Below are 12,826 nucleotides of genomic sequence, written 5' to 3' on the forward strand. Positions count from 1 at the left end.
ACCCCCACCAAAAACAATATCGTTATCCGGGTGCGGGTTTCTCTGGTGTCCCCCCTACAGACCCCCCCCCCCCCGGGGGGCGCCCCGGGGCCCGCCCCCCCACCGCTGCGATCCTCAGGGGACGCACGTATCGGGTCTCGTCGGGTTGTCGAAGGGGTGTTGTCTCAGGGTCAGCGCTCGTCTTCGGCCACGGTGGCCCGAGGCGCCGTCAAGCGGTCGGTCTCATCCTGTATTTCGACGGCGACCTTGCGCAGCTCGGGCTCGAACTTGCGTGCGTGGTGAGCACAGAACAGCAGCTCTCCGCCGCTGGCCAGAACCACCCGGAGGTATGCCTGTGCGCCGCACCGGTCACAACGGTCGGCGGCCGTCAACGGACTGGCGGGAGTCAGAACCGAATTCACGTCGCCTCTTCTCTACTCGACGAGGACTGCATCGATGTTCACAACATCAAACCAGCCTCGAACGTTCCCGGGGGTGATCGTGTCATGTTCGACCCCGGTTGGGCACACCCCATTTTCCCTTAGTTCGTACGAGCGTCCTTCCCGGATGTCTGTGTCGTCTGTCTCTGTGCATAAGGACGTGCCCCGGCGCGCGGTGGTTCATGCCATCACTCGATCGCGCGATCGAATGAATGTTCGAGCATCGGGTAGGCTCTAGCGGCGAGCCGCCGCCGAGCGGTCACCGCGCCCCGGTAGCCTGTGCTCCGGCGCCGCGCAGGTGATCACCGGGGGACAAGGCCCGATGGCCGCAGTTGAACCCCGGTCGCACCCCGGTGCCGCCGACAACTGCACCGGAACACCCGACGCACCCAACGACTCAGGGGAGTTGCACCGCGTGACCGCCCAGACGACTGCGCAGTCGACCGCGCTGCTGGCGGGCGAGCCCGACCACTCGAACTACACGGCACGCCACCTCCTGGTCCTCGAGGGACTGGACGCGGTACGCAAACGGCCCGGCATGTACATCGGCTCCACCGACAGCCGCGGCCTCATGCATTGCCTGTGGGAGATCATCGACAACTCGGTCGACGAGGCGCTCGCCGGCTACGGCACCCGCATTGACGTGGTACTTCACCACGACGGATCGGTCGAGGTACGCGACGGCGGGCGGGGTATCCCGGTCGACGTCGAGCCCAAGACGGGCATGTCCGGCGTCGAGGTCGTGATGACCAAACTGCACGCCGGCGGCAAGTTCGGCGGCGGTTCGTACGCCGCCTCCGGCGGCCTCCACGGCGTCGGCGCCTCGGTCGTCAACGCCCTGTCCGCCCGCCTCGACGTCGAGGTGGACCGCAGCGGGGCAACACACAGCGTGAGCTTCCGGCGGGGTACGCCGGGCCAGTTCACCGGCGAAGGGCCCGACGCCAAGTTCACCGTGGGCGCCGGTCTGCGCAAGGTCGGAAAGGTCCCGCGCACCCGCAGCGGCACGCGGGTCCGTTACTGGGCCGACCGGCAGATCTTCCTCAAGGAAGCCCGGCTGGACCTCGAACTGCTGCACAATCGCGCGCGACAGACCGCATTTCTGGTCCCCGGACTGACCCTCGTTGTTCGCGATGAGCGAAATTCCGATGCGGTCGACGAGCAGACGTTCCACTACTCGGGCGGCATCAGCGAGTTCTGCGAATTTCTCGCGCCGGACCGGCCGATTTGCGACGTTATCCGCATCAGCGGCGAGGGCACCTTCAAGGAGACCGTGCCCGTCCTGGACGACCAGGGCCACATGGTGCCCACCGAGGTCCAGCGCGAACTGGGCGTCGACGTGGCACTGCGCTGGGGCACCGGCTACGACACCACGGTGCGGTCGTTCGTCAACATCATCGCGACGCCCAAGGGCGGCACCCACGTCGCCGGGTTCGAGCAGGCCCTGCGCAAGACCGTCAACGACGCGCTGCGCGGCGCCAAGCTGCTGCGGGTGTCCGAGGACGACATCACCAAGGACGACGCCCTGGAGGGGCTCACGGCGGTCGTCACGGTGCGGCTCGCGGAGCCGCAGTTCGAGGGCCAGACCAAGGAGGTGCTGGGCACCTCGGCGGCCACGCGCATCGTGACCAACGTGGTCTCGCGCGAGCTCAAGGCGTTCCTGACCACGAGCAACCGGGCCCACAAGGCGCAGGCCCGCGCGGTGCTGGAGAAGGCCGTCTCCGCCGCGCGCACCCGGATCGCGGCACGTCAGCACAAGGACGCGCAGCGCCGCAAGACCGCGCTGGAGACGTCGGCCCTGCCGGCCAAGCTGGCCGACTGCCGCAGCGACGACGTGGACCGCAGCGAGCTGTTCATCGTCGAGGGCGACTCGGCGCTGGGCACCGCGAAGCTCGCGCGCGACTCGGAGTACCAGGCGCTCCTGCCGATCCGCGGCAAAATCCTGAACGTCCAGAAGGCATCCGTCTCGGACATGCTCAAGAACACCGAGTGCGCGGCGATCATCCAGGTCATAGGGGCGGGTTCGGGCCGGACGTTCGACATCGACCAGGCCCGCTACGGCAAGATCATCTTCATGGCGGACGCCGACGTCGACGGCTCGCACATCCGCACGCTGCTGCTCACGCTGTTCCAGCGGTACATGCGTCCGATGATCGAGGCGGGCCGCGTGTTCGCCGCGGTCCCGCCGCTGCACCGCATCGAGCTCTCCAATCCCAAGAAGGGCCAGGAGAAGTACCACTACACGTACTCCGACAACGAGATGAAGCAGACCCTGCTGGAGTTCCAGCGCAAGGGAGTCCGCTTCAAGGAGCCCGTGCAGCGGTACAAGGGCCTCGGCGAGATGGACGCCGACCAGCTCGCGGAGACCACGATGGACCCGCGGCGGCGCACTCTGCGGCGCATCAACCTCGCCGACCTCGAGGCCGCCGAGCGCGTCTTCGACCTGCTGATGGGCAACGAGGTGGCGCCCCGCAAGGAGTTCATCACCAACTCGGCGGCGCTGCTCGACCGTTCGCGCATCGACACCTGAGCGTCCCGGACCGGTCGCCGAAGGGCGGCGGGGGCGCGCAACGCACCGGCAACGGTCGGCGAAACGATCGGAATCGGACGTCCGAAACAGGGCCCGGAACCACGTGGTTCCGGGCCCTTTGGCACGCTCTGGCCGGGAACCGGCAAATCTCGCCACGCATTTCATCCGATCGTGTGAATCGGATGCAGGGCGCGCTCCGGCCGGGCGCCGACTGTCCATGCTGAAGTCCGGCCCTCCCCGACGACTCCCGAGTGTGCGACGCGCACGACCCGGCGGGGGAGGCCACCGGACGAGGAGAGTTTTCGTGACCACCAGTTCGTACCGCGACTCCGAGTACGGGCGGGCACAGGACCGGGGCCCCGTCCCGGTCGCGCGCACGGGGCGCCACGCACGAACCCCCGACACGCGGGAGGACGTCTACCTTCAGGTGCAGGCGAGCCCCGAGTTCCAGGAGATCCGCCGCCGCTACCGCGACTTCGTCTTCCCCATGTCGGCGCTGTTCCTGGCCTGGTACCTGGCGTACGTCCTCGCCTCCACCATGGCCCGCGACCTGATGGCGCGCCGCCTGGTCGGCGAGTTCAACGTCGCTCTCGCGTTCGGGCTCGCCCAGTTCGCGTCCACCTTCTTGATCACGTGGCTGTACGCACGCAACGCCGTGCGCAAGCGCGACCGCGCCGCGCTGAACCTGCGCTGGGACACCCAGGAGCGCTTCCGGTGATCGCCGCGAGCGACCTGGCCTCGGCGGCCGGGGACGACCACCGCATGCTCACCGTCGGCCTGTTCCTCGGGTTCGTCGCCATCACGCTCGGCATCACGATCTGGGCGAGCCGGCACAGCCGTACGGCCAACGACTTCTACGCGGGCGGGCGCGAGTTCTCCGGCGCGCAGAACGGCCTCGCCATCGCGGGCGACTACATGTCGGCGGCGTCGTTCCTGGGCATCGCCGGCCTCATCTCGCTGGTGGGCTACGACGGGTTCCTGTACTCGATCGGCTTCCTGGTCGCCTGGCTGGTCGTCCTGATGCTGGTGGCCGAACTCGTCCGCAACTGCGGCCGCTACACGATGGCCGACGTCCTCGCCTTCCGTATGAGCCAGCGCCCGGTGCGCACCGCCGCGGGCGCGTCCTCGATCGTCGTCTCGATCTTCTACCTGCTCGCCCAGATGGTCGGCGCGGGCTCGCTGGTCGCGCTGCTCCTCGGCGACGCGAACGGCTCGGCGCAGACGCTCACCATCATCGCCGTCGGCGGCCTGATGATCGTGTACGTGACGTTCGGCGGCATGAAGGGCACGACCTGGATCCAGATAGTCAAGGCCGCGCTGCTCATGGCCGGCGCGGTGACCCTGACGGTGCTGGTGCTGCTGCGCTTCGACGGAAACGTCAATGCGATGCTGCACACCGCGGCCCAGACCAGCGGGCACGGCGAGGCGTTCCTGCAGCCGGGGCTCCAGTACGGGAGCTCGCTGACCAGCCGCATCGACTTCATCAGCCTCGCGCTCGCACTCGTGCTGGGGACCGCGGGGCTGCCGCACATCCTGGTGCGGTTCTACACCGTGCCCACCGCGCGGGCCGCGCGCCGGTCGGTCATGTGGGCGATCGGCCTGATCGGCGCGTTCTACCTCATGACGATCGTGCTGGGCTTCGGCGCCGCCGCGATCCTCGGCTCCGACGCCATCAGGTCGTCCAACGCCGCGGGCAACACCGCGCTGCCGCTGCTGGCCGAGGAACTGGGCGGGGGCGGCGACTCGATCGGCGGCGTCGTGCTGCTGGCGGTGATCGCGGCGGTGGCGTTCGCGACGATCCTCGCGGTCGTCGCGGGGCTGACGCTGGCGTCCTCGTCGTCCGCCGCGCACGACCTCTACGCCGCGGTCATCCACAAGGGCCGGGCGAGCGAGAAGGAGGAACTGGCGGCGGCACGGCTTTCCGCGATCGTGATCGGCGCGGTCGCCATCGCGCTGAGCCTGACCGCGCAGAAGCTCAACGTCGCCTTCCTGGTCGCACTGGCGTTCGCCGTCGCGGCCTCGGCGAACCTGCCGACGATCCTGTTCACGCTGTTCTGGCGCCGCTTCAACACCCGCGGCACGGTGTGGGCGATCTACGGCGGACTCGTCTCGTCGGTGGTCCTGGTGATCTTCTCGCCGGTCGTGTCCGGCGGCCCCAACCCGCTCGTGACGGGCGTCGACTTCCACTGGTTCCCGCTGGCCAACCCGGGCATCGTCTCGATCCCGATCGGCTTCCTGGCGGGCTGGATCGGCACGTTGCGCTCCAAGGAGGAGCCCGACGACTCGAAGTTCGCGGAGATGGAGGTCCGTTCCCTGACCGGCGCCGGCGCGTACTGACGAGGCGCAAGGTCACGCGGCGCGCGGCAAAGCGGCACGTGGCAAGGCAGCAGGGGCATCGCAGTGCGCGGCGCTCGGTACGCGCGACGCTAGTGCGCCGGCATCACCAGGCGCGGGCGCATGCTCAGCGGGTTGAGCAGCCCCTTGCCGCAGCTCTCCGGCCGCTCAGGCTCCTCGGCATGGGCCGTCACCTCGACGGTCCACGTCCGGCCGTCCACGTGGTCCACGCGTACGGTCCACACGCCGTCGGCGTGCTCCTCCGGCTCGGCGACGGCCAGGACGTCGGCGGTGTGCTCGACCGCCTCCTCGCGCACCGCGAGCTCCGCCGCCTGGGCGGGCCGCGACCACGTCGAGCGGCCCCGGCAGCCCGCCACGAGCATCATGCCGGTACGCGCGGCGTCGAGGGCCGCGACGGCCCCGTCCGCGTCGAGGCGGCCGTACACGTACCCGTCCGGCAGCACGACGGCGGTCGGGGCGAAGCGGTGGCCGCCCAGGTGGGTGGCCTCCCAGACCGAGCCCGGCACACGCCCGGCCAACGCGTCGGCGAGCGGGCGCCCGGCCGTCGCGCAGCAGCGGTCGCGCTTGCCGTTGGTGCACACCAGGACCAGGGGCTCGTCGGACGGGACGCCGATCTCCGGTTCCGCGGCACCCGCAAGCGCCGCGAAGTCCAGCGCGAGAAGGTCCTCGACGGAGTCGACGGAGAGCCTGCGCATCCAGGTGTTGCCGGGCTCGGTCCAGGCCAGGAACACGGTGCGGGACGCGCCCGGCAGGTCCGCGGTACGGCCCGGCGTCCGGATCAGCGTGGCCCGGAACCCCGCCGCGGCGGCCCGGCGCTCGACGGTGCCGCCGATCTCCGGGTCGATGCCCCGGCTGCCGGTCAGGGCCTTGGCCGCCCAGGGACCGGGGTGCTCGATCAGGAGCCAGCCGCGCGCGGTCGGCGCCGTCCCGGCCATCGGCTCGGCGTACGTGCTGGACAGAACAGAGCAGGTCTCCACGGATGTGTACCGTACATGGTCAACTTTTCGGACGGAGCGGCCGCCGGGCGGGTATCCGGTCGGTTGCCGGTGGCATTTCCGGATCTTTACGGATCAACCGCTCCGCCCGGGCCGGAATGATCGCGGCGGGCTACGGTTGGGAGCAGTAACCGAGACCGGGGGAGCGCACCGGCATGGCAGACCAGACGTCCGGGACACCGGCCTTCGCCCTCGACGACGCGGTGGCGATCGCCCGCCGGGCGCACGAGGGCCAACTCGACAAGGGCGGCAAGCCGTACATCGCCCACCCGCTGCGCGTCATGCGCGCCGTCGAGGCCGAGGGCGAGTGGCACCAGATGGCCGCCGTCCTGCACGACGTCATCGAGGACACCGACGTCACCGCCGCTGACCTGCACGGGGCCGGCTGTCCGAACCCTGTCGTGGCGGCCGTGATCGCGTTGTCCAAACTGCCGGGCGAACCGCTTGAGGCCGGCATGGCCCGGGCCGCGGCCGATCCGATCGCCCTCGTCGTCAAACGTGCCGACATCGCCGACAACTGCTCCGAAGCACGCCTCGGCCAGCTCGACGAAGTCACCCAGACCCGCCTGCGTGCCAAGTACGCCCTCTCGGTGGCCCTCCTGGAGCAGTACGCCCCGCACTGAGCGCGTCGACAACCCCAAGAGCACCACGCCCCCGCAGCAGCCGGCCGCAACGGTTCGGGGGTGGCTGACGTCTCGTCAGCCACCCCCGCTTGTCGCGCGTACGTCCGTCAGGGCGTCGGCGGTCCCGCCACCACCGCCACCGGCTTGGCCAGCGGGGACCCGGAGCCGTCCCGGCGGCGGTCCACTTCCGGGAGGTCGACGGGGGTGCCGTTGGCGTTCGCCGCGCGGAGGGGGGTAGGGCCTGCCCAGGCCAGGGCCAGCGCGGTCTCGCCCTTGAGGAAGCGTTGGCAGCGCACCCCGCCGGTGGCGCGTCCCTTGCGCGGGTACTCGTTGAACGGGGTGACCTTGGCGGTGCCGTGCTCGGCGCCGAACAACGCGTCGCCGCTGTACGCCGCGACCGTGACCACGAGGGCGTCCGCTCCCGGGTCGACCGCGGTGAACGAGATGACCGAGTGGCCTTCGGCCAGCTTGATGCCGGCCATGCCGCCCGCCGGGCGGCCCTGGGGGCGTACCAGCGAGGCGGGGAAGCGCAGCAGCTGGGCGTCGTCGGTGATGAAGACGAGGTCCTCGTCGCCGGTGCGCAGCTCGACGGCGCCCACGATACGGTCGCCGTCCTTGAGCGCGATGACCTCCAACTCGTCCTTGTTCGAGGGGTAGTCGGGGGTGACGCGCTTGACGACGCCCTGGGCCGTGCCCAGGGCCAGGCCCGGGGAGTCGGTCGCGAGGGAGGTCAGGCACACCACCTTCTCGTCGCCCTCGAGGGTGACGAACTCGCTGATCGGCGCGCCGCCCGAGAGGTTCGGGGCGACGCTGCTCGGCGGCAGCGAGGGCAGGTCGACGACGTTGACGCGCAGCAGGCGGCCGGTGTCCGTGACGACGCCGATCTCGGCGCGCACGGTCGCGGCGATGCCGGAGACCACCACGTCGTGCTTGTGCCGCGCGCCCTCGGTGGCCAGCGGGTCGGCCCCGGGGGTACGCGCGAGCAGTCCGGTCGACGACAGCAGCACGTGGCAGGGGTCGTCCGTCACCTCGAGCGGCACCGCCGCGGTCGGCGAACCCGCCGACTCCAGGAGCACGGTGCGCCGCGGCGTCCCGTACTTCTTGGCCACCGCGGCCAGTTCGTCCGAGACGATCTTGCGGAGCCGCTGGTCCGAGTTGAGGATCTCGGTCAGCTCGTCGATCTCCGCCTGGAGCCTGTCGCGTTCGGCCTCCAGTTCGATGCGGTCGAAGCGGGTCAGGCGGCGCAGCGGCGTGTCGAGGATGTAGGTCGCCTGGATGTCGGAGAGCGAGAACGTCTCCATCAGGCGTTCCTTGGCCTGCGCGGCGTTGTCGCTGGCCCGGATCAGCTCGATGACACGGTCGATGTCGATGAGCGCGACGAGCAGGCCCTCGACCAGGTGCAGGCGCTCCTGGCGCTTGCGGCGCCGGAACTCGCTGCGCCGGCGTACCACCTCGAAGCGGTGGTCGAGGTAGACCTCGAGGAGTTCGCGCAGGCCGAGGGTGAGCGGCTGCCCGTCGACGAGCGCGACGTTGTTGATGCCGAAGGTCTCTTCCATCGGCGTCAGCTTGTAGAGCTGTTCGAGGATCGCCTCGGGGTTGAAGCCGTTCTTGACCTCGATGACCAGGCGCAGCCCGTGCGCTCGGTCGGTGAGGTCCTTGAGGTCCGCGATGCCCTGCAGCTTCTTGGACTGCACGAGCTCCTTGACCTTGGCGATCACCTTCTCCGGGCCGACGTTGTACGGCAGTTCGGTGACGACGATGCCCTTGCGGCGCGGCGTGACGTTCTCGACCGTCGCGGTGGCGCGGATCTTGAACGTGCCGCGGCCCGTCTCGTATGCGTCGCGTACGCCGCCGAGCCCGACGATGCGGCCGCCGGTGGGCAGGTCCGGGCCGGGGATGTGCTTCATGAGGTCGTCGAGGGTGGCGTGCGGCCGGCGGATCAGCTCGCGCGCGGCGGCGATGACCTCGGTGAGGTTGTGCGGCGGCATGTTGGTCGCCATGCCGACCGCGATGCCGGAGGTGCCGTTGACCAGGAGGTTCGGGAACGACGCGGGCAGGACCTGCGGTTCGCGCTCCTGGCCGTCGTAGTTGGGGCCGAAGTCGACGGTGTCCTCGTCGATCGACTCCACCATGAGCATGGCGGCGGGGGACAGGCGGCACTCGGTGTACCGCATGGCGGCGGGCGGGTCGTCGTTGCCGAGGGAGCCGAAGTTCCCGTGGCCGTCGACCATCGGGAGCCGCATCGAGAACGGCTGGGCCATGCGGACCAGCGCGTCGTAGATGGCGCTGTCGCCGTGCGGGTGCAGGCGTCCCATGACTTCGCCCACGACGCGCGCGCACTTCACGAAGCCGCGGTCGGGGCGCAGGCCCATCTCGTTGGCCTGGTAGAGGATGCGCCGGTGGACCGGCTTGAGTCCGTCGCGTGCGTCGGGCAGAGCGCGCGAGTAGATGACCGAGTACGCGTACTCCAGGAACGAGCCCTGCATCTCGTCGACGACATCGATGTCGAGGATGCGTTCCTCGAAGTCGTCGGGCTGGTCCTGGCCAGGCGTCTTCGTGCTGCGGCGGGCCATACTGCGGCGGGCTCCTTAGGCTTGGGGCGGACGCGCCCCATTGTGTCCCCCCGGTAGGACATGCGAGTGCAGCGACCCGACGCCGGGCGGGGGATCGTCCGGGTTTGCGGGCGTTCTTCGCGCCGGGTGAGGTATGAGGGCCACGCTAACGGGGAATGGGCCGGTGTTCGCCGCACTTACGCGAGGCACGGAGGGCTGCCATGGACGACCCGCAGATCCTGGACCGCATCCGCTCGATGGTCGACACCGAGCACGCGCTGCGCGACCAGCTGGCGCAGGGGAAGATCACGGCCGAGGAGGAGCAGCAACTGCTGCACGCCATCGAGGTCGAGCTCGACCAGTGCTGGGATTTGCTGCGGCAGCGCCGGGCGCGCCGCGACGCACGCGAGGACCCGGCGGCCGCCGCGGTGCGCCCCGCCCGCGAGGTCGAGGGCTACCAGCAGTAGGCGGTCGCGGGACAGTCGCGCGGTTTGTTCCCGGCTTCGCCCGCCGCGAACGCCGGCTTCGCCGCCCCGGGTCGGGTGCTTTCCGTCAGTAAGGTTGCATGCAGGCCGCCGATGCGGCCGCTCGTGGTGTGGGGCCGCGAGGCGCCGGCGGAGAGGACTGATGGGGCATGGCTGGTCTGGCCGAGACGTTCACGGCGACCGAGCACCGGCTCGCCAACGGGTTGCGGGTCGTGTTGTCCGAGGACCACATCGACCCGGTGGCCGCCGTGTGCCTGTGGTACGACGTGGGTTCGCGGCACGAACAGCCCGGCCGCACCGGGTTGGCGCACCTGTTCGAGCACCTGATGTTCCAGGGTTCGGCCAACGTGCACGGCAACCAGCACTTCGAGTTCGTGCAGTCGGCGGGCGGCTCGCTCAACGGCACCACGAGCTTCGAGCGCACCAACTACTTCGAGACCATGCCGGCCCACCAGGTCGAGCTCGCGCTGTGGCTGGAGGCGGACCGCATGGGCGGCCTGCTGGAGGCGCTGACGCAGGAAAGCCTCGACAACCAGCGCGACGTGGTGAAGAACGAGCGCCGCCAGCGCTACGACAACGTGCCGTACGGCACCGCGTGGGAGCGCCTGGTGGCGATGGCGTTCCCGGCCGGGCACCCGTACCACCACATGCCGATCGGTTCGATGGCCGACCTCGACGCGACGACGCTCGAGGACTGCCGGGAGTTCTTCCGCACCTACTACGCGCCCAACAACGCGGTGCTCGCGGTGGTCGGCGACATCGACCCCGAGCAGACGCTCGCCTGGGTCGAGAAGTACTTCGGCACGATCCCCGCGCACGACGGCAAGCCGGTCCCGGCCGACGGCACGCTGCCGCCGGTGATCGGCAGCGAGGTCCGCGAGACGGTGTACGAGGACGTGCCGTCGCGTTCGCTGATGGCCGCGTACCGGCTGCCCGTCGACGGCGCCCGCGAGGCCGACGCCGCCGACCTGGCGCTGACCGTGCTGGGCGAGGGCGAGAGCTCGCGGCTCAACACGCGCCTGGTGCGCCGCGACGAACTGGCAGTGTACGCCGGGTTCGGCATCATGCGGCTCGTCGGCGCGCCGTCGGTCGCGCTGCTGGACGTGAAGGCGTCCGGTGACGCGGAGGTCGAGGCGGTGGACGCCGCGGTCAACGAGGAGTTGGCGCGCTTCGCCGCCGAGGGCCCGACGCCGGCCGAACTGGAGCGGGCGCAGGCGCAGATCGAGCGCGGCTGGCTCGACCGAATGGCGACCGTCGGCGGCCGCGCCGACGAACTGTGCCGGTACGCCACGCTGTTCGGCGACGCGTCGCTTGCGTTCAGCGCATTGGACCGGGTCCTGGACATCACCGGCGAGGAGGTCCGCGCGGTCGCCGCCGAGCGCCTCCTGCCGGAGAACCGCGCGGTGCTGGTCTACGAGCTGCCTGCCGAGGACTCCGACGACGGCAGCGACACCACCGACACCGACGACGCCGAGGGGCAGGCCGCCTGATGACCCAGACCACGATGGTGTTCCACCCCCGCCCCGGCGCCGGTCCGGAGAAGTCCTGGACCTTCCCCGCGCCCGACCGCACGCGCCTGGCCAACGGGCTGTCGGTACTGCGCGTGCACCGCCCCGGGCAGCGTGTCGTCGCCGTCGAGCTGCTGCTCGACGCCCCGCTCGACGCGGAGCCGGAGGGCATCGACGGCGTCGCGACGATCATGGCCCGCGCGCTGAGCGAGGGCACCGACACGATGGACGCCGAGACGTTCGCCGCCGAGTTGGAGCGCTGCGGCGCCACGATGGACGCCGGCGCGGACCATGCGGGCGTGCAGGTCGCGCTGGACGTCCCGGCGTCCCGCCTGGAGCGCGCGCTCGGCCTGATGGCCGACGCGGTGCGCGCGCCCGCGTTCCCGGCCGACGAGGTCGACCGGCTGGTGCGCCAACGCCTCGACGAGATCGTGCACGAACTGGCCAGCCCCGCCCGCCGGGCCGCGATCGCGCTGTACGGCGAGTTGTTCGACGCGGCCGCGCGTATCTCGCGGCCGCGAGCCGGCACCGCCGAGAGCGTCGCGCGGGTCGACCGTGCGGCGGTCGCGGACTTCTTCGCCGCTCACGTGCGCCCCGCCACGGCGACCGTCGTCGTGGTCGGCGACCTGGACGGCGTCGACCTCGACGGCATCCTCGACCGCACGCTCGGCCGGTGGACCGGCAGCGACGCCCCGCCGACCGAGGTCGCGGCCGCACGGACCGACGACGCGGCGCGCGTGGTGATCGTGCACCGCGCCGGCAGCGTGCAGACCCAGGTGCTCGCCGGGCGTCTCGGCCCGGACCGGCACGACGCGGTGTGGCCGTCGCTCAGCATCGGGACGTACTGCCTAGGCGGCACGCTGACGTCGCGGCTGGACCGGGTGCTGCGCGAGGAGAAGGGCTACACGTACGGCATCCGCGCGCTCAACCAGTCGCTGCGCTCCGGCGCGCTGCTGGCGATCACCGGCTCGGTCGAGACGGATGTGACCGGGCCCGCGCTGGCCGACATGGTGGCGGTGCTCAAGACGCTGGCCGCCGAGGGGCTGACCGACGACGAGCGCGACGCCGCGGTGCAGAACCTCGTCGGCGTCGCCCCGCTCAAGTACCAGACGTCCCGCTCGGTCGCCGACTCGCTCGCCGACGTCGTCGCGCAGCGGCTCCCGGACGACTACCTGCCGGGGCTGTACGCGCGGCTCGGTGCGGTCGCGACCGCGGACGCCTCGGACGCCGCGGTGGCCGGCTTCGACCCGGAGCGCCTGGTGATCGTGCTGGTCGGCGACGCGTCGCAGATCCGTGAGCCGGTCGAGGCACTCGGCCTCGGGCCGGTCACCGTGATCGAGTAGGCACGGCCCGCTCGACCAC

At 70.9% G+C, this 12,826-nt stretch carries 10 protein-coding genes; 7 read left to right on the top strand and 3 right to left on the bottom strand.

Annotated elements, in window-relative coordinates; all coding sequences use genetic code 11:
- Nucleotides 1-170 precede the first annotated feature (170 nt).
- Nucleotides 171-401 carry a DUF7455 domain-containing protein gene (locus tag AB0C36_RS15935; RefSeq protein WP_358354152.1) on the bottom strand — a complete coding sequence of 77 codons (231 nt, stop codon included), beginning with the start codon at nt 399-401 and terminating at the stop codon, nt 171-173.
- A gap of 433 nt (nt 402-834) precedes the next feature.
- Here AB0C36_RS15935 and AB0C36_RS15940 point away from each other — a divergent pair, with 433 nt between their 5' ends.
- The 3 genes from AB0C36_RS15940 to AB0C36_RS15950 all read left to right on the top strand — a co-directional run bounded on the left by AB0C36_RS15940 (nt 835) and on the right by AB0C36_RS15950 (nt 5,283).
- Nucleotides 835-2,946: a DNA gyrase/topoisomerase IV subunit B gene (locus AB0C36_RS15940; RefSeq protein WP_358354274.1), complete on the top strand. Its 2,112-nt coding sequence runs from the start codon at nt 835-837 to the stop codon at nt 2,944-2,946.
- A 304-nt stretch (nt 2,947-3,250) separates the two neighbouring features.
- Nucleotides 3,251-3,664 carry a DUF485 domain-containing protein gene (locus AB0C36_RS15945; RefSeq protein ID WP_358354154.1) on the top strand — a complete coding sequence of 138 codons (414 nt, stop codon included), beginning with the start codon at nt 3,251-3,253 and terminating at the stop codon, nt 3,662-3,664.
- A gap of 44 nt (nt 3,665-3,708) precedes the next feature.
- Complete coding sequence (locus AB0C36_RS15950; RefSeq protein WP_358354277.1) at nt 3,709-5,283, top strand: monocarboxylic acid transporter; 1,575 nt, start codon at nt 3,709-3,711, stop codon at nt 5,281-5,283.
- Nucleotides 5,284-5,372: 89 nt separating this feature from the next.
- Here AB0C36_RS15950 and AB0C36_RS15955 read toward each other — a convergent pair whose 3' ends face one another.
- Complete coding sequence (locus tag AB0C36_RS15955) at nt 5,373-6,278, bottom strand: ferredoxin family protein (protein ID WP_358354156.1); 906 nt, start codon at nt 6,276-6,278, stop codon at nt 5,373-5,375.
- 173 nt (nt 6,279-6,451) lie between these two features.
- Here AB0C36_RS15955 and AB0C36_RS15960 point away from each other — a divergent pair, with 173 nt between their 5' ends.
- Nucleotides 6,452-6,919, top strand: coding sequence for a phosphohydrolase (locus AB0C36_RS15960; RefSeq protein ID WP_358354158.1), 468 nt, complete (start codon nt 6,452-6,454; stop codon nt 6,917-6,919).
- 107 nt (nt 6,920-7,026) lie between these two features.
- Here the strand turns inward: AB0C36_RS15960 and AB0C36_RS15965 are convergent, their stop codons facing one another.
- On the bottom strand, nt 7,027-9,492 hold the full coding sequence (locus AB0C36_RS15965) for a DNA gyrase/topoisomerase IV subunit A (RefSeq protein ID WP_358354160.1): 2,466 nt from the start codon (nt 9,490-9,492) through the stop codon (nt 7,027-7,029).
- A gap of 200 nt (nt 9,493-9,692) precedes the next feature.
- On the opposite strand from AB0C36_RS15965, the gene AB0C36_RS15970 reads away from it, so the two are divergent.
- The 3 genes from AB0C36_RS15970 (at nt 9,693) to AB0C36_RS15980 (ending at nt 12,807) form a co-directional block, all read left to right on the top strand.
- Nucleotides 9,693-9,938: a DUF2630 family protein gene (locus tag AB0C36_RS15970; RefSeq protein WP_358354162.1), complete on the top strand. Its 246-nt coding sequence runs from the start codon at nt 9,693-9,695 to the stop codon at nt 9,936-9,938.
- 167 nt (nt 9,939-10,105) lie between these two features.
- The gene (locus tag AB0C36_RS15975; RefSeq protein WP_358354165.1) at nt 10,106-11,446 is read left to right on the top strand and encodes a M16 family metallopeptidase; all 1,341 of its coding nucleotides are present in this window, start codon (nt 10,106-10,108) and stop codon (nt 11,444-11,446) included.
- Nucleotides 11,446-12,807: a M16 family metallopeptidase gene (locus AB0C36_RS15980; protein ID WP_358354168.1), complete on the top strand. Its 1,362-nt coding sequence runs from the start codon at nt 11,446-11,448 to the stop codon at nt 12,805-12,807. The genes AB0C36_RS15975 and AB0C36_RS15980 overlap by 1 nt, the downstream gene beginning before the upstream one ends.
- The last annotated feature ends 19 nt before the right edge of the window (nt 12,808-12,826 follow it).

This window comes from Streptodolium elevatio, from assembly GCF_040649515.1.
In the GTDB taxonomy this organism is placed as follows: Bacteria; Actinomycetota; Actinomycetes; order Streptomycetales; family Streptomycetaceae; genus Yinghuangia; species Yinghuangia elevatio.

Excerpts from the sequence above, each read along its gene's own strand:
- AB0C36_RS15950 (WP_358354277.1), top strand. The coding sequence starts at position 3,709 with ATGCTCACCGTCGGCCTGTTCCTCGGGTTCGTCGCCATCACGCTCGGC.
- AB0C36_RS15960 (WP_358354158.1), top strand. The coding sequence starts at position 6,452 with ATGGCAGACCAGACGTCCGGGACACCGGCCTTCGCCCTCGACGACGCG.
- AB0C36_RS15965 (WP_358354160.1), bottom strand. The coding sequence starts at position 9,492 with ATGGCCCGCCGCAGCACGAAGACGCCTGGCCAGGACCAGCCCGACGAC.
- AB0C36_RS15970 (WP_358354162.1), top strand. The coding sequence starts at position 9,693 with ATGGACGACCCGCAGATCCTGGACCGCATCCGCTCGATGGTCGACACC.
- AB0C36_RS15975 (WP_358354165.1), top strand. The coding sequence starts at position 10,106 with ATGGCTGGTCTGGCCGAGACGTTCACGGCGACCGAGCACCGGCTCGCC.
- AB0C36_RS15980 (WP_358354168.1), top strand. The coding sequence starts at position 11,446 with ATGACCCAGACCACGATGGTGTTCCACCCCCGCCCCGGCGCCGGTCCG.